Source organism: Gottfriedia sp. NPDC058432 (assembly GCF_042721555.1).
Classification (GTDB): Bacteria; Bacillota; Bacilli; order Bacillales; family Bacillaceae_G; genus Gottfriedia.
Window position 1 is genome coordinate 155,666 of record NZ_JBHXLC010000010.1, and the last position, 15,385, is coordinate 171,050.

Sequence of the window (15,385 nt, forward strand, 5' to 3'; positions counted from 1 at the left end):
GGGAGAAAATTTCTACCTCGTTTTCACATCCTTTATTCCACGAATTATATTTCCATTATATACCACTATTAACTAATTACCATGAGAAGAGAAAGATTAGCTCATTGATTTCAGAAAATAAATCCATTCATTACATAAGTTTATTGCTTTAAAACGATCACCCTTCCGAATTAATTAATAAAAAGGTAAAGAAAAACACATGAACTCTACATTTGTGATAAATTTCACAATTTATTCAATTGTTGAAGTAAAATTTCTCGAAATATTTAGTAAAATTTAATTGAGCGCTCTGTTAAATTTTACTAAAAAATAGTTACCCTTTAACTTATTTGTATATACTTCTAACATTTTCAAAAAATTACAAATAAGTTAACACATTAATTAACGCCGGCAAAATGAAAAGGTAAACTTTTCCCCTTATTAAGTTAGTAAATAGTAAACATTACAAGTCTTTTTACAGGAGAAAAATAAGTACATGAAAAAATTTAATACTAAAAAAATACTCATTATATTTATATTGGTATTTTTAACTAGTGGTTGCAAATCCCCAAATAAGACATTTTTATTGAGAGGTACATTTTTATGCAAAGAACTGCCTTTTGAATCAATCGTCTTTGATCCAGAAAATGATTATACATTTTATTATTATTACGAAGATTTACAAGGTAATGGAAAATTAGATAAAGGAACCTATTTAAGAAAAACAGAATCCCAATATATTATACAAAGTTCGATTTTTAATAAAGTAGAAATCACTTATAAAAATAGTGGATTCAAGATTATGAGAAATGAAAAGACTTATTATTTTAAACAGATTGATGCAAACCCATATATCCAAACAAATTATGAAAGTAGGGAGTTTGATTATGAAAAAAATAGTAAGTTTACTAGTCTTTTTAAGCATCTTAATATCTTCAACTTCAATTAATGCTAAATACTTAGTCACATTACTAAGACCTGCAATCATTCAAAAATTATTTTTAAAAAAATCCCCATGCATATGCAAAAGGGATTTAAAAAGTTTACTTATTTTCAATTAATACTTTACCAAATTGTACTTCATTATTTTCGAAGTAATCATGAGCGTCCTTCACTTGATCAAATGTAAAAGATTTTGGATTAATCAACGGTTTTAGCTTTCCTTCTTCAACTAAAGTAGCAATTTTATTTAAAATCGCACTATGTTCTTTACGCCCTTCCTCAGTTTTTTGAGTAAGCAGAATAAAAATTACATGTAAAGATAAAGATTTATTATGTAAAAGTGTTAAATCATGCGTCGAACGTGCTGCGATTGCTAAAACAGTACCTTTTGGTTTAACTGCAATAAATGATTTATCTAGGTTTTCTTTGCCAACAGTATCAAAAACAAGATCAAAGCCTTGTCCATCCGTTAGGCGGTTAACATATTCTTGGACGGTCTCTTCCTTGTAATTAATGACATGGTCTGCACCTAGATTTTTAACTAAATCAGCCTTTTCTTTCGATGAAACTGTTGTCGTGACAGTAGCTCCAAATGCTTTCGCCAACTGGATAGCTAGATGACCAACACCACCTGCCCCGCCATGAATTAAAATATGATCACCTTGTTTTAAATTACCTCTTTCAAAAAGTGCCTCCCATGCAGTAATAGCTGTTAATGGTAAAGTTGCTGCTTCTTGAACTGGTAAATTCGTTGGAGCTTTAGCAATTACTGATTCTTCTATTAAAAAATAATCTGAAAGAGCACCAGTAAAGACATTTAAACCGAAAACAAAATCTCCAACTGAAAAACGTGAAACATTTTCACCAACTTCAACAACTTCACCAGAAAAATCACTATGTAAAATCATCGGAAAATTAGGATGGAACGCATTTGGTACAATCCCTTTTCTAATCTTTGTATCAATCGGATTAATACTAGTCGCAGAAACCTTAACTAAAACTTGATGACCAGATGGCTTCGGTATTGAAATTTCAACATTTTTAAACTCAGAACTATCTCCATATTGATGAATCACAATTGCTTTCATAATAGCCTCCTATGCAAAATAGAAAATATTTTTAAGTCATTGTAGCATATATCAGATCGAAAAAAATACACTTTTGACCTCAAATTGAATCTTAAGGTTTTGATTATAATGGTTAAAAATTTATAATTTATATTGTTTTTTCACGTTGATTCAGTATAATCAATATTAATCTTTTAATCTTAATTCATGGAGGAAAATGACTATGGTAAACAAATTAGAGGAATTAAATGAGAGAAATACGTTAAACCATAGAAATATTGTAAAGTATGTAAAACACGTCTTTGATGAGTTAGACTTAAAAGTTAAAAGATTTCGCGAAGAAACAGCAATCAAGGCAGCTCATCATGCAAAACCAGATTTAGAAGAAGAAAAAGTATTTTATAACAATATTCACCATATGAAGACGTTACTAATAGACGTATTAGAACGTACTACTGAAGATCTTGAGCATGTGGGAGATAAAAACTGGAATAAAAACTTCAAAGACGGCGTAAACGCATAATTATAAATATTAACGTATTTTCTCTATAAATAGGATAGGAGGGTATTAGACCTTCCTATCCTTTTAATTATCATTACAGATCTGGCTTCAAATTTCTTACATAATTTTTCAATACAAAAAGTACACTTTCATCAATTGGAATATTTATACCAAATCCATCACTTTTTTCAAGCGAAACAAAACCATGTAGCAAACTTCTTAAACCCCTTACCGCATGAATAAGTTCAATATCAGTTAAATTATACGGCTTCAATACTTCATAGATTAAGTTCAATATCTTATTCCCAGTTAACCTATACTCATCTCCTGGTGTTTGAGACGGAGATAAGGTAGCTTTATATAAACCTGGATGAGTTCTAGCATAATCAAGATAAGCAAAAGCTAATGCAAAAATTGCCTTTTCATTATTCTTACCTTCAACTGATTCACGAAGTTTTTCATAAAGCTGTGTAATCCCATGTAATGCAACACTATTTTTTAGTTCATCCAAATTTTTAATATGATTATAAATCGATGGTGGTTGAATCGTTAGCTTCTTTGCAAGATAACTAATCGTTAAAGCCTCCCACCCTTCTGTATCAACAATTTTAATTGAAGTTCTCAGTAATTCATTAAAATTCAATCCAATTCTTGGTGACATTGCGTATACTCCTCCACTTACTGCTTTTTAAAGGCACGATCAATTGCTTCTTGTGGATTGCTTAACATCGTACCATGACCGACTGCTAATAATGTAGGTTTTAATTCACTAATTTTCTTAGCACTATTTAGCGCAGCATCTTTATTCCATGTTGCGATAGATGGAAAAGGAAATAAAATTCTTAATTGACCAGAGATCGCAAAACCACCTCTTAATGAAAAAGCATCACCAGCAATAATGGCATTTGTACGTTGATCTAAAAATGCCATTGAACCAGGTGTATGACCGGGAACCTCAACTGCAATTAAAGACCCAATAGTGTCTCCTTCCTGTAATAACCGATCCGGAATAGTTTGGATATTTTTAGGAACGCCACCTTTTATAGGAGTATTTGGCTCACTAGCTTCTAAACTAGTGTCTCCTTTTAATAATTTTGAATCTCGTTTTGAAATGGAGACGACTGCATCAGGAAGCAGTGATTTTAATTGATCAAGCGATCCTACGTGGTCGCCATGAGCATGTGTTAAAACGATATTTGTAATTTTTTTACCTATATGATTAGCTGTTTCAATAATTTTAGTCGCACTAAAAGATAGTGCTGTATCAATTAATGTAAGCTCGTTTTCTTCTTCAACTAAAAAACAATTTACAGGAAAGAAATTGGGTAAAAAGCTCAACTCATAAAGATAATTTTTTTTCGTAATCTTCATATTATACCCTCCTAATAATAAAAACTAATACCTTTAGTTTTATAATACTAAAGGTATTAGTTTTTGTGAACAAAAATTCCAAATTTATGTGAAAATCGTTAAAATAACTAAAAAACCCTTCCATCCAAGATGAAAGGGCTACATTTAGATAAAATCTATAAACCTGATTTTCAGACTAAAATTATTTTCTAGATAAATCCATCTCTTTATAAGAAACAACTTTCGTTTTGTGTTTAAATTTATAACCTAGCCAAACAATTAAAAATACAGGAATTCCAATGTATGAAACAAGTACACCTTGCCAATCAATTGCATTACCAGTGAAAGCTTGCCAGTTTTGAGCTAGTACAATAAATAAACAAGCTAAAAATGCTAAGATTGGACCTAGTGGGAACCATTTTGCACGATAAGGTAAATCTTTCAAATCCTTTCCTTGAGCAACATAAGCCTTACGGAAACGGTAATGAGAAATCGCAATACCTAACCAAGCAAGGAAACCTGATAATCCTGATAAATTTAATAACCAAGTATACACTTGACCTTCACCGAAAAATGAAGATAAACAAGCAAGTGAACCAACTGCAAGTGTTACATATAAAGCATTTGTAGGAACACCATTTTTATTTACTTTTGTTAAGAATTTAGGAGCTTTTCCTTCGACTGCTAGAGTATATAACATACGAGTCGAAGCATAAGTTCCACTATTACCTGCAGATAAAACTGAAGTTAAAATAACTGCATTCATAACAGAAGCCGCAAATGCAACACCTAATTTTTCAAACACTAGAGTAAATGGACTAACAGCCACGTCGCCTCTCATTAAATCAGGATCTGTATATGGAATTAATAAACCAATTACGATAATAGCTAAAACATAAAATAAAAGGATACGCCAGAAAATTTGACGAATTGCTTTTGGAACATTTTTTTCTGGATTTTCTGTCTCACCTGCTGCAACACCAATTAACTCTGTACCTTGGAATGAGAAACCTGCAACAATAAAGATTGATAATACACCTAAAAATCCATTATGAAACGGAGCATCTCCAACAGTAAAGTTTTTAAAACCTGCATGATGTCCACTTAAAATGCCAAAAATCATTGCAATACCAACAACTAAAAAGACAACTACAGTCACAACTTTAATTAATGAAAACCAAAACTCTGATTCACCATAACCTTTAACTGAAAGTAAATTTAAACCTAATATAATCACTAAAAAGATTCCACTCCATAATACTGCTGGAGAATGAGGGAACCAATATTTCATCAGCATTGCTGAAGCTAATAATTCAAAAGCTAAAGTGATTGCCCAGTTATACCAATAATTCCAACCCATAGCAAAACCAAATGCTGGATCAACATAGCGAGATCCATAAGTACTAAATGAACCAGAAACTGGCAAATACGTCGCCATTTCACCTAAACTAGTCATTAAGAAATAAACCATAATACCAATTAGTCCGTAAGCTAAAACAGCTCCACCAGGACCAGCTTGACTAATTGAAGTTCCACTAGCTAAAAACAAACCTGTCCCAATTGAACCACCAATTGAAATCATCGTTAAATGTCTTGCTTTAAGGCCCCTTTTTAAAGAACCATCGTGAGTATTCGATACTACTTTATCATTTTTAGGGTTTGTTAGTCCCATCTTATTGCCTCCTCTTGATTCTTGCAATCTTATCTTTACGCGAGAATATGGGACGGTATAAAAGTGTTGTATGATGTGTATTTTACTCAGTATTTTCGTCAATATGTAAAGAATGGAAAATCTGGTAAAATACAAAAAAACACGTGAAGCAATGTTCACGTGTTTAAGACTCAAATTATATGTGTCAAACAGCATCAACATCTCTTCAATAGCCCTCCACAAGAAATCTTGTGACAGTCCTATGCTTATTCAGCAATAGGCCCAATAATAAATTTAAATGGTAAATTTATTACTTCGGCAGTTTCACCTTTTATTACTTTTCACAGGTACCATAAACCTCAAAGTAACGACTAATCAAAACTGCGCCTCTATCCAGACGAGATAAAGATCATATTAAATTAATTTTTATAAACTCAATATACAATCTATTAATCTAGTTTGTCAATAGATTTTTCGACAAAAAAAGACTCAACTTAAGAGATGTATCCCTTGATTTTCGCTTCAGAATACTCTTGTCTTGTACGTAGCACATATGTTTTTGTATAATAATTCTATGTAATTCAAAGGAGGAATTTTTCACATGACAATTTATAAAGCATTGACACTTGCGGGATCTGATAGTAGTGGTGGAGCTGGATTACAAGCTGATATTAAGACGTTTCAGGAACGTAATGTTTATGGCATGAGTGCAATTACAACATTAGTAGCGATGGATCCTCATAATCATTGGCATCATCAAGTATTTCCAATTGATATAAATACAATTGCAGCACAATTAGAAACAATCGTTGTTGGCGTTGGTATTCAAGCAATGAAAACAGGTATGCTTGGTTCAATTGAAATAATTGAGTTAGCTGGAAAAACAATCAAAAAACATAATATTGATCGAGTAGTTGTAGATCCAGTTATGATTTGTAAAGGAAATGACGAAGCTCTTCATCCAGAGACGAATGATGCATTAAGAGAAATTTTAGTACCACTTTCAACAGTTGTAACGCCAAATTTATTTGAGGCAGCTCAATTAGCTAAAATGCCTCCAATCTGCACTGTTGAACAAATGGAAGAAGCAGCACGCAAAATCCATGAATTAGGTGCTAAATTTGTTTTAGTTAAAGGTGGAAGCAAAATTCAGCATGAAAATGCAATAGATGTATTATTCGACGGTGAAAAAATAGAGCACTTAGAATCTGACAGAATTGAAACTACATATACTCACGGTGCAGGCTGTACTTACTCTGCAGCGATTTGTGCAGAGCTTGCTAAAGGAGCAGAACCAAGGGAAGCAATCTACACTGCAAAGAAATTCATTACGGAAGCAATTCGTCACTCATTCCCAATTAATCAATACGTTGGTCCAACAAACCACATGGCTTATCGATTACATGGTGAAGGCTGATTACAAATAATGGGGCTGTCTCATAAGTCAGATTAACTGATGAATGAGGCGCCCTTTTTTTATTGTAAAAAAGGGAATGTACAGACGCTAGTGGGGATCTCAGCTGATATGATTGATCTTTTTTATAGAAAATTAGCAGATTTTTATCAAGTTTTTATTCAGTTTTGCCAATTTTAATTGCGATTTTCAGGTTTTATTTGCAGTCCATCTGCAGCTCATTTAATCCTATTAGGATAACCTCTTTTTTATTTTGAAAATAAGAAAAAGGGAAAGGTTTCCCAATCCCCTATCTTCATAATTTTCACTTAGCGATTCCCTTAATTGCCTTAATTACAGTTCTTCCTTTGAAATAAATATATCTTTCCCATTTAGCTAATAAGCCATTTCCATTTTCACCATTTTCAATCTGAATCGCGTGCTGTTTATGAAACTCAGCAACTCGTTCATTATGTTTTGTATGCAAACGCTTGTGAAGATGTAATGCATGTTTGTTTTGTCCCATCTGAATTCCCACCTCCCTTATAGTTAATACCAGCTCAAATAATTCGCAAATAACTAGATCATAAACGTTTAATTTTTTCTATTAATTTCTACTCTACTTCCTATATACTTATACCTTTTCAATAATTTTGAACAGTAAGAAAAAGTACCAATATTTAACATTTTTTTATGTACTACATGTTATTATATATAGAAAGGGAGTTGATTTTATGAGAAAAAGTTTTTTCATATTAATGATAACATCTATGCTTCTTTCAGTAATTGGTTGTGAAAAAAATAATGAAGAAAATATCCAAGGCATTGCATATTCTAGCCTAACTAGAAATGAACAGGCTGCGTTAAGTGATAAACATGGGGTCATTAAAAAAGAAGAATCCATACCTAATAATGCTACAATATTTAATAAAAATTATCATAAAGATAAGCTATATTCTGTTACTTTTAATGGAGATCATCCTGAAGAGAAGATCGTTATCTATATAGATACAAAGACAAACAAAAAAGTCGGCATGATTGGCGAGAATTAATTTTTTGTTACCTTAAAATTAAAGAGCAATTTTAATCGTTCAGACTGTTGACAAACGCTCGCTTTCTTCGTTGCTTCGCCTACCTGCGGTGGTCATTACCGTGTAAAGGTAACTCCGCTCCTCATCAGGCTTCGCGCCTCGAAAGACAAGCGCTTGCAATCAGTCTGAAAATCAAGTTTTTTGTACTTTGTCTAAGCAATATTAAATTTTATTGGTTTCCTAAAAATATACTAATCATTTAATCCTTTGCCATCGAGAATTTGATCAATGTATTTTTCAACTCTAGACGTACGGGTTTTTGATTGTTTTGGTTGAGAAAAATAGTAAATATAAGCTCTTTGACGTCCTGGCGTTAATGCTTCAAAAGCCGTTTTTAAGGCCGGGTTTTCATCTAATTTAAGTTGTAATTCTTCAGGAACTTCATAATCTGAAGTCTTTTTTAATTCTACTTGCAAACCTGCTTTTTCCACTTCAATTGCTTCTTTAATATAGTCCTTCAAGACACTTTCCATTTCAATTATTTCCTGAATATTGGTGAAACGAATCTGACGTGCTGATTGTACATTTTCTGTTTGTTGAATCAGAATGCCTTTTGGATCTTTTAACAACGCACCTTTGTGAAACAGAAGTGCACAATATTCTTTAAAACCATGAATTAAAACGATATTTTTATTATCAAGTGTGTAACAAGGATGCATCCATTTAAAATCTTCTGTCAGTTCACAGTCAATGACAATTTCCCTTAACTTATAAAATTCTTCTTGCCACTTTTTCGCTCTCAATAAAAATGCTTCAACTTTAGGATGCATATTATTATTTGTCATCGATAAACACCTCACATTAATTCTTTCAGACAACTTTTTAGCGTTTATTTAAATATAAATTAACTTAAGAATTATTATTTTAGTAAATTTTACTATACATGTTTTTTTAATACCACTCGGATTGACTCATTTTTTACTTATTTTTAGCTAATTTGATAGAGAATTAGTTCCCTCCAAAAATTTATTCTTTAAACGGATGCAAATTTCCTTCACACAAAAAAAGAACAGGTCCAAGGTTTCCCTTATCACTGCTCTTCATACTCTTCTAAGTAATTAGTACTGATCCCAAGCAACAACTTCATCTAAAGTTAAACGAACTTTTTCGAAGCCTGCTTTGATTCCTTTACCAACTGAAATTAACATAACTGGTTTGAAGTTTGCTGGTACATTGAATGCTTCCACAAACTTCGCTTGATCAAATCCACCCATTGGAACTGTATCTAAACCTTTTGCTTTTGCTGCAAGCATAAATTGCATTGAAACTAATCCACCATCAACCATAGCAATTTTTGTTGCAATTTCTTCTGGTAAACCACCGTAGTTTTTCACGATTGATCCTACGTAGAAGTCTTTCACTTCCTGTGTCATCATACCTTTTTCAACTAATTCATCATAAATGCGATCAGCATTTTTGTATGCTTCTGTATCACCTAAAACAGCGATTACTGCAGAAGCATCCACAACTTGTTGTTGGTTATTAGCGATTGGTAATAATTTTTGCTTAGTATCTTGGTCCTTAATAACAAGGAATCTCCATGGCTGTAGATTTGAAGAAGATGGAGCTTGAACTGCAATTTCTAATAACTCCTTAATTTCATCATCAGACATTTGAAAGCTTGGATCGTAGTGACGAACTGATCTTCTTTCCTTTGCTACAGTAAAGAAATCCGTACTATCAAGTTCTTTTGGAGCTTCTTTACCAAAATCAATTTCGTTTACTTTATTTAAATACTCTTCTTTTTCAGATTTAACTTTAGACATTTTAATCTCTCCTTAATTAACTGTATCCTTTACAAATACAGTATATGACTTTAACTGTATAAAAGTCAACTACAGTTTATAGAAAAATAAAATCGAAACACTTTAGTTTCGATCTTATTTTACCCATTTTCTTTTGGTAATAAGTCTGAAATTGTTTTCTTTGCAAGACCTTCAACAAGCCAGCTTTCCATCTCATCTTTTAAATCGTATAAAGCAGATCGAGTAGATGGCGCAAAACATTCCTTACTATTTACATCTAAAAAGCCTTTTGAATATGGATCTGATCTCATCGCATCATAAACATCTTTTAAAGTAATTTCATTAGCATCTCTGGCTAAATAATATCCACCATCTCGTCCTTCTTTAGCTGAAATAATGCCTGCTTTAACTAAATTGGCAAGAATTTTTCTTAAAAAAGTAGACTGTGCCTCAAGTTTTTGAGCTAATACTGCGCTTGGACAGATTCCGTCTTGCTCTGCTAAAACTAGTAGAGATTGCAGTGCTAGTCCAAACCATTTCGTACTAGAAACCTTATCTTTCAAGATCATTCACCTCAGTTACTAGTCTAAACTATTTTTAGAAAAAGACAACCTTATCTAAATTATTAAGAGATAGGGTTATAGCGAGATGAAAGAAATTAAGCGAAATTAGAAAATCCCTACATCTTTCCTAAATTCACTTTTAATAAAGGTAATAATCATTTCTTTTGACATTTCACCATCGTAAATTTAAACGGAGGTTTATTTTCCATATTCTTATGTGGCTCAAGAATTTCGGAAACTTCGATCAATCCATAGTTTCCAAACTCTTGTTTGATCGAGTCAGAATCATAAAAAAACATTTTTATCCCTTCCATTATTTCAAAGTAGTCTTTATCTAGCTGTTTGCCCTTTCCGAACATTGGTGCATCTTTTGAAATCGTAGTAAATACCATATAGCCATTCGGCTTTAACTGATTATAGCAATCTTTAATAAACTTCTCTCTCTCATGTTTATTCAATAAGTGAATCAGTGCGTAACAAAATATGCCGTCGTACAGCTTTTGATCAAAAGGCATGTCGGTTACTGAACCATGAAAAATAGTAAAATCAATCCCATTTTGCCTTGCCAATTCAATCGCTGTTTTTGATATTTCAATACCTGTTACGTTTATTCCGTTTTCAGTAAAAATCTTTGCGTTTCTACCATATCCAATCCCTGGAATCAATACATCCTTAACATTCTTTTCAAGGAAATAGTCCTTTGTTAAAATTGTGGAGTCTGAAGGTTCATATCCCCACATCGCTTGATTATCTATAAAACTCGATTCCCAAAATTCTGTCATATGTAAATCCCCTTTCAAAAATCATTCCACTTGAGCTATATTATTGTGTTCAAAAAAAGAAAGACCAAAGGTCTTTCTTTTTTATTTCTACTTATGACGCATTGCTCTTAGCTATTTCTTTATCTGATAAACGCTCGTTACCCATTAAGAAAATTGAAATCAATGCTAATCCTACAGGAACTAATGTCCAAAGGAATGTATGGGCAATTGATGTTGAAAACACGTCAGTAATTTTTGTCAGTATTGGCGCAGGAATCAATTTGGCAGCTTCAGGAGTAAAGGCTTGATTAATATTAGAGAAATTCTGAGGTGCGCCACTTTTTGCAAATGCATCAGCAATTTTATCTGTAAATACATTTCGTTGAATAACACCAAAAACCGTAATACCTACTGTCATGCCAAGTGCACGAAGGAATGCGTTAGTTGAACTTGCTGAACCACGATTTTCATTATCAAAATGATGCATCGCAGACATACCAAGAACTGAAAATGATGCCCCTACACCAAATCCAACAATAATCATATAAACGATCACTTGGAATTTAGACGTATCAGGTGTTAAAGTACCTAGACAAATAATACCTGCTAATAAAAGTACAACCGATCCAATCATGATATTACGATAACTAGTTTTATTTGCTAAAGTTCCACCAAATGCGGCAGAAATACTTACACTCACCATCATTGGTAATAAAACTAAACCTGAATTCGTAGCTGTTCCACCTTGAACAAACTGGATAAAGATTGGTATATAAATTGTTGCAGCGATGAATGCCGCTCCATAAAATAAGCCAACAAAGTTACTTGCAGCAAAAAGACGATATTTAAACATGCTAAACGAAATAATCGGTTCAGTTGCTTTACGTTCAATAAATAAAAAGACAATTAGGAAAACAGCAAATCCAGCAAATAAACCTAAAATTTGAACTGAATCCCAAGCATATTCTTTTCCACCTAGCTCAAGTGCAAACATTAAACAGATGATACTAATAATAAATGTTGTAGCACCCCACCAGTCGATTTGTTGCTTTGTGTGGTTTTTTGACTCGACATAAAAATAACTAATTAGTCCAAGTGTTAAAAGTCCAAAAGGAATATTAATATAGAAAATATATCGCCAGTTAATATAATCCGTAATATAAGCACCAATTAAAGGTCCAAGAACACTTGATAACCCAAAAACAGCACCAAAAACACCACTCATTTTACCACGCTTTTCAACAGGAAACACATCCCAAATAATTGAAAAAGCAATTGGCATTAACGCACTTCCACCTATACCTTGAATTGCACGGTAAATACTAAGCTGAATAATAGAAGTCGCTGTTCCACAAAGAACTGAACCTAAAATGAATAATATAATACCTAACATAAAAAATCTTTTTCTACCGTACATATCAGAAAGTTTACCGAAAATTGGCATACCAGCCATTTCTGTAACTAAGTAAGCCGAAGTTACCCAAACAAATTTATCATAGCCGCCTAAATCCTTTAAAATAGTAGGCATCGCGGTAGAAACGATTGTGTTATCAAGGGAAGCGAAAAATATCCCAAGCAATAACGCAATCATAACAGGAACCAATTTAGTTTCCCTTTTTTGCATGACCATCTCTCCTTTAACATTTCAAGCATAAAATTTAACTTCAATTTTGTATTCATGGCCTAACTTAAGTATCTGACTGCTAAAAAACGGGCGCTTAGCCTGATGACGAGCTAAAGTAACCTTTGGCGTTCATTAGAACAGCAGTCAAAATCAGTCTTTATTAATGTATAAAATAGCATTACTTAATAGACCTAAACCTATTCCAATTCCAAAACCAAGAAATCCTCCTACGATTAAATGTGATGTAAAATAACCTACACCTAAACCAATCGTTACTCCTAAAATTACAAAAGCAGCATAAAAAATTCCTACAGCTTCCTCATGTCTCATACTATATAATCATTCCTTCCATACAATTTAACTTCACATAAAGTATGAATGTCTCCATAAATACTTTAATTAATTTAAAGTTAATATAACATTGTTTCGTTACTTAGACAATATAAAATTTTAAATTTATTGTTTTATTTTTATTAAAAACAGTACTTTATCTGTAAAATATACTACTAGTTCATTAACTTTATTGTATAAAAAGGAATATAACAACGTTACGCATAATAACAATCAATAAAAAACAAAACATTGTTGTGTTGAATTGAATTTATAGAATAAACTTCATTGCTAAGAACCAGACCGTTCGTTCCAAAAACATTCAACTAGTCGACACCTTGCTCATTATCATTTTATAACAAAGACCGAGTGCACTTATTAAGAAAAGCCAAGCCGCTAAATGAAACATAAATTGAATGTCAATTGATTCAAGTAAAGTTCCTACACCTATAATACAAATAGCTGTTACAAAAGATGTCCAAAATAAGTAACTTCTATAAAAATCAGATGAAGCGTTCATAAATAATTTCTTTTCAGCGATCTTGAATAACGCAGTAAATCCTCCAAATAAAACTTGCCCAATATAGACAATCTTTATATTATCGATCAAAGGCAGTGAAAAAAACAATAAACAGCAAAATAATGAATGAAATATCATTAATAAAAATGGTGAAACGCGGTCAACGAATCGACCACCAAAGTATACGACCACACTCAAACTTAATGAAAAGAGTCCATATAATAAACTAAATACATCATACGCATCTCCTATATTCCTTAAGAAGAGGACATAATATGGAAATACTAAAGAGCTACTAAACCCAATAATACTAAGTAATGCGATTAAAAAACGGTTCATAGGACTACTCCCCATAATTTTCATAAAAAGTATTCATAAATACACCATTCGGATCAAACTCTCTTTTCTTATTGAAAAAATCTTGCATTTTTGGGTATGCTGTTACCATTTGTTGCTTCGACTGATATGGATAATAAGGTAAATAATAAGTACCGCGATGCTCCAACGTTATATCAGTCCACTTTTGAATTACCTCTTTTGCATATTGAACAGAATCTTTATCTTTACAATGTTGAATCAAAACAACGAATGCAAACATATCATCTTTCGCATAATTCATGACTGTTTCATCATCTTTTTCAACGTAACGGATCGTTATATTTAATATATTTAAATTTTCATATTGTAAATAGTCTCTAACATCATCAATGTAATGAACAAATTCATTTACAGGTACAAAAAATTCCTGTAAAACTTGTGTATCTTGACGGTCATCGAATTCCATAAACTTACTTTCAGAACGCATGACATTATTACGAGTTTCATAGTTTCCATTTAAGGAGTGAATAAAGCGATATTGAAAATCCCAAAAGAGATCCTTACCAATATCCGAAGTTCTGGACATACCTAGTGCCAACTTCGGTAAAAAAGCGGAATGATCATCCTTCAGCTCTTGATCTGAATCGGACATTTTACGGGAAGTTGCCATATAATTAATTGCATAAACCTTATCTAAAAAGCTATCTGGTGCTACAGAAATTCTAGCAATATGCATTCTTGCATTTTCGTTTTCTAAAACGTTCTTGTTAAAATAATTTGGATATTTCTTATAGTCCATCGTTTTTGTTTCTATTCGATATAATTCATTATCTGTTAGTTGAAACTCTACTTCTAAAATAATTCCAAATAATCCATATCCACCTAATACATAAGGGAATAATTCTTTATTCTCTGTGCGGCTTACTTTCATTACTTTCCCTTCAGGTGTTAATAATGTAAACCAATTAACTGTACTAGCTAATGAGTGATTCCGAATATCACGACCGTGTGCGTTCACACTTAATGAACCGCCTACTGAGAAAATCTCTTGTGACTGAGTTACCTTTAATGCAAGATGATAAGGATTAATCGCTTTTTGTATATCTCCCCATGTTGCACCACTTTGAACAATCACTGTCTTCTCAACGGGATCCACTTTTTCAACCTTATTAAATGTTTTTAAATCGATCACCACACCATCTTTATAATATGTATGACCACCTTGACTATGTCGCTCGCCTGCAATTGAAACTGTCTTCCCTTGTTTTTTTGCATCGATTACAATTTTCTTTAATTGATCTACTTCCTTTCCTTTGACAATCCGATCAATTTTAGTAGGAAGAAGATGGCCAACATCATCAATTACTCCATGCCTTAATGGTGCAGGTTTGTTCCACAGCGTATGTAAAACTGTAACAAACACGGTTAAGAGGAGTATTCCTACAAATATTCGTTTCCTCAAGTTCTTTTCCTCCCAGTAGAAAAAATAAATTTAAGCGTTAAAAAAAGACGTGCTTACACTAATGTATACACGTCTTCATTTAAAAAT

General features: G+C 32.3%; 17 protein-coding genes and 1 riboswitch. Of the genes, 4 read left to right on the plus strand and 13 right to left on the minus strand.

Translation table 11 applies throughout. From position 1 onward, the window contains the following. The first annotated feature begins 475 nt into the window (after nt 1-475). Complete coding sequence (locus ACFWM3_RS12590; protein WP_390311531.1) at nt 476-928, plus strand: hypothetical protein; 453 nt, start codon at nt 476-478, stop codon at nt 926-928. 94 nt (nt 929-1,022) lie between these two features. On the opposite strand, the gene ACFWM3_RS12595 is transcribed toward ACFWM3_RS12590, so the two are convergent. Next, entirely contained in the window at nt 1,023-2,009 is a 987-nt protein-coding gene (locus ACFWM3_RS12595; protein ID WP_390311532.1) for a zinc-dependent alcohol dehydrogenase family protein, read from the minus strand. 202 nt (nt 2,010-2,211) lie between these two features. Here ACFWM3_RS12595 and ACFWM3_RS12600 point away from each other — a divergent pair, with 202 nt between their 5' ends. After that, nucleotides 2,212-2,511 (plus strand): hypothetical protein, encoded by a 300-nt coding sequence (locus ACFWM3_RS12600; protein ID WP_056475467.1) that lies wholly within the window; start codon nt 2,212-2,214, stop codon nt 2,509-2,511. Nucleotides 2,512-2,584: 73 nt separating this feature from the next. On the opposite strand, the gene ACFWM3_RS12605 is transcribed toward ACFWM3_RS12600, so the two are convergent. The 3 genes from ACFWM3_RS12605 to ACFWM3_RS12615 form a co-directional block, all read right to left on the minus strand. Beyond that, complete coding sequence (locus tag ACFWM3_RS12605) at nt 2,585-3,151, minus strand: TetR/AcrR family transcriptional regulator (protein ID WP_056475464.1); 567 nt, start codon at nt 3,149-3,151, stop codon at nt 2,585-2,587. Nucleotides 3,152-3,168: 17 nt separating this feature from the next. Then, nucleotides 3,169-3,861, minus strand: a complete 693-nt coding sequence (locus tag ACFWM3_RS12610; protein ID WP_390311533.1) for an MBL fold metallo-hydrolase — start codon at nt 3,859-3,861, stop codon at nt 3,169-3,171. Between the two features lie 181 nt (nt 3,862-4,042). Continuing rightward, a complete protein-coding gene (locus ACFWM3_RS12615; RefSeq protein WP_056475460.1) occupies nt 4,043-5,512 on the minus strand; it encodes an amino acid permease in 1,470 nt (489 codons plus the stop codon). A gap of 201 nt (nt 5,513-5,713) precedes the next feature. Further along, a riboswitch (Lysine riboswitch) is annotated at nt 5,714-5,891 on the minus strand. A gap of 201 nt (nt 5,892-6,092) precedes the next feature. Between ACFWM3_RS12615 and pdxK the strand changes: the two genes are divergently transcribed. Then, the gene (gene pdxK / locus ACFWM3_RS12620; RefSeq protein ID WP_390311534.1) at nt 6,093-6,908 is read left to right on the plus strand and encodes a pyridoxine/pyridoxal/pyridoxamine kinase; all 816 of its coding nucleotides are present in this window, start codon (nt 6,093-6,095) and stop codon (nt 6,906-6,908) included. 301 nt (nt 6,909-7,209) lie between these two features. Here pdxK and ACFWM3_RS12625 read toward each other — a convergent pair whose 3' ends face one another. Next, nucleotides 7,210-7,410: a hypothetical protein gene (locus tag ACFWM3_RS12625; RefSeq protein ID WP_056475456.1), complete on the minus strand. Its 201-nt coding sequence runs from the start codon at nt 7,408-7,410 to the stop codon at nt 7,210-7,212. A gap of 208 nt (nt 7,411-7,618) precedes the next feature. On the opposite strand from ACFWM3_RS12625, the gene ACFWM3_RS12630 reads away from it, so the two are divergent. Then, a complete protein-coding gene (locus tag ACFWM3_RS12630; RefSeq protein WP_390311535.1) occupies nt 7,619-7,936 on the plus strand; it encodes a hypothetical protein in 318 nt (105 codons plus the stop codon). 230 nt (nt 7,937-8,166) lie between these two features. On the opposite strand, the gene ACFWM3_RS12635 is transcribed toward ACFWM3_RS12630, so the two are convergent. The 8 genes from ACFWM3_RS12635 to ACFWM3_RS12670 all read right to left on the minus strand — a co-directional run bounded on the left by ACFWM3_RS12635 (nt 8,167) and on the right by ACFWM3_RS12670 (nt 15,298). Beyond that, nucleotides 8,167-8,760 (minus strand): YdeI/OmpD-associated family protein, encoded by a 594-nt coding sequence (locus tag ACFWM3_RS12635; protein WP_098429337.1) that lies wholly within the window; start codon nt 8,758-8,760, stop codon nt 8,167-8,169. Between the two features lie 273 nt (nt 8,761-9,033). Then, nucleotides 9,034-9,741, minus strand: coding sequence for a nitroreductase family protein (locus ACFWM3_RS12640; protein WP_056475447.1), 708 nt, complete (start codon nt 9,739-9,741; stop codon nt 9,034-9,036). Nucleotides 9,742-9,860: 119 nt separating this feature from the next. Beyond that, on the minus strand, nt 9,861-10,283 hold the full coding sequence (locus ACFWM3_RS12645; protein ID WP_390311536.1) for an RrF2 family transcriptional regulator: 423 nt from the start codon (nt 10,281-10,283) through the stop codon (nt 9,861-9,863). A gap of 155 nt (nt 10,284-10,438) precedes the next feature. Continuing rightward, nucleotides 10,439-11,065 (minus strand): class I SAM-dependent methyltransferase, encoded by a 627-nt coding sequence (locus ACFWM3_RS12650; RefSeq protein WP_390311537.1) that lies wholly within the window; start codon nt 11,063-11,065, stop codon nt 10,439-10,441. A gap of 91 nt (nt 11,066-11,156) precedes the next feature. Continuing rightward, the gene (locus tag ACFWM3_RS12655; protein WP_390311538.1) at nt 11,157-12,668 is read right to left on the minus strand and encodes an MDR family MFS transporter; all 1,512 of its coding nucleotides are present in this window, start codon (nt 12,666-12,668) and stop codon (nt 11,157-11,159) included. 150 nt (nt 12,669-12,818) lie between these two features. Further along, on the minus strand, nt 12,819-12,998 hold the full coding sequence (locus ACFWM3_RS12660; RefSeq protein ID WP_390311539.1) for a hypothetical protein: 180 nt from the start codon (nt 12,996-12,998) through the stop codon (nt 12,819-12,821). Nucleotides 12,999-13,320: 322 nt separating this feature from the next. After that, complete coding sequence (locus ACFWM3_RS12665) at nt 13,321-13,857, minus strand: MFS transporter (RefSeq protein ID WP_056475434.1); 537 nt, start codon at nt 13,855-13,857, stop codon at nt 13,321-13,323. Between the two features lie 4 nt (nt 13,858-13,861). Continuing rightward, complete coding sequence (locus tag ACFWM3_RS12670; RefSeq protein ID WP_390311540.1) at nt 13,862-15,298, minus strand: FAD-binding oxidoreductase; 1,437 nt, start codon at nt 15,296-15,298, stop codon at nt 13,862-13,864. Nucleotides 15,299-15,385: the final 87 nt, after the last annotated feature.

Bases quoted from the DNA above. Each gene is read 5' to 3' on its own strand.
- ACFWM3_RS12590 (WP_390311531.1), top strand. From the start codon at position 476: ATGAAAAAATTTAATACTAAAAAAATACTCATTATATTTATATTGGTA.
- ACFWM3_RS12595 (WP_390311532.1), bottom strand. From the start codon at position 2,009: ATGAAAGCAATTGTGATTCATCAATATGGAGATAGTTCTGAGTTTAAA.
- ACFWM3_RS12600 (WP_056475467.1), top strand. From the start codon at position 2,212: ATGGTAAACAAATTAGAGGAATTAAATGAGAGAAATACGTTAAACCAT.
- ACFWM3_RS12605 (WP_056475464.1), bottom strand. From the start codon at position 3,151: ATGTCACCAAGAATTGGATTGAATTTTAATGAATTACTGAGAACTTCA.
- ACFWM3_RS12610 (WP_390311533.1), bottom strand. From the start codon at position 3,861: ATGAAGATTACGAAAAAAAATTATCTTTATGAGTTGAGCTTTTTACCC.
- ACFWM3_RS12615 (WP_056475460.1), bottom strand. From the start codon at position 5,512: ATGGGACTAACAAACCCTAAAAATGATAAAGTAGTATCGAATACTCAC.
- pdxK (WP_390311534.1), top strand. From the start codon at position 6,093: ATGACAATTTATAAAGCATTGACACTTGCGGGATCTGATAGTAGTGGT.
- ACFWM3_RS12625 (WP_056475456.1), bottom strand. From the start codon at position 7,410: ATGGGACAAAACAAACATGCATTACATCTTCACAAGCGTTTGCATACA.
- ACFWM3_RS12630 (WP_390311535.1), top strand. From the start codon at position 7,619: ATGAGAAAAAGTTTTTTCATATTAATGATAACATCTATGCTTCTTTCA.
- ACFWM3_RS12635 (WP_098429337.1), bottom strand. From the start codon at position 8,760: ATGACAAATAATAATATGCATCCTAAAGTTGAAGCATTTTTATTGAGA.
- ACFWM3_RS12640 (WP_056475447.1), bottom strand. From the start codon at position 9,741: ATGTCTAAAGTTAAATCTGAAAAAGAAGAGTATTTAAATAAAGTAAAC.
- ACFWM3_RS12650 (WP_390311537.1), bottom strand. From the start codon at position 11,065: ATGACAGAATTTTGGGAATCGAGTTTTATAGATAATCAAGCGATGTGG.
- ACFWM3_RS12655 (WP_390311538.1), bottom strand. From the start codon at position 12,668: ATGCAAAAAAGGGAAACTAAATTGGTTCCTGTTATGATTGCGTTATTG.
- ACFWM3_RS12660 (WP_390311539.1), bottom strand. From the start codon at position 12,998: ATGAGACATGAGGAAGCTGTAGGAATTTTTTATGCTGCTTTTGTAATT.
- ACFWM3_RS12665 (WP_056475434.1), bottom strand. From the start codon at position 13,857: ATGAACCGTTTTTTAATCGCATTACTTAGTATTATTGGGTTTAGTAGC.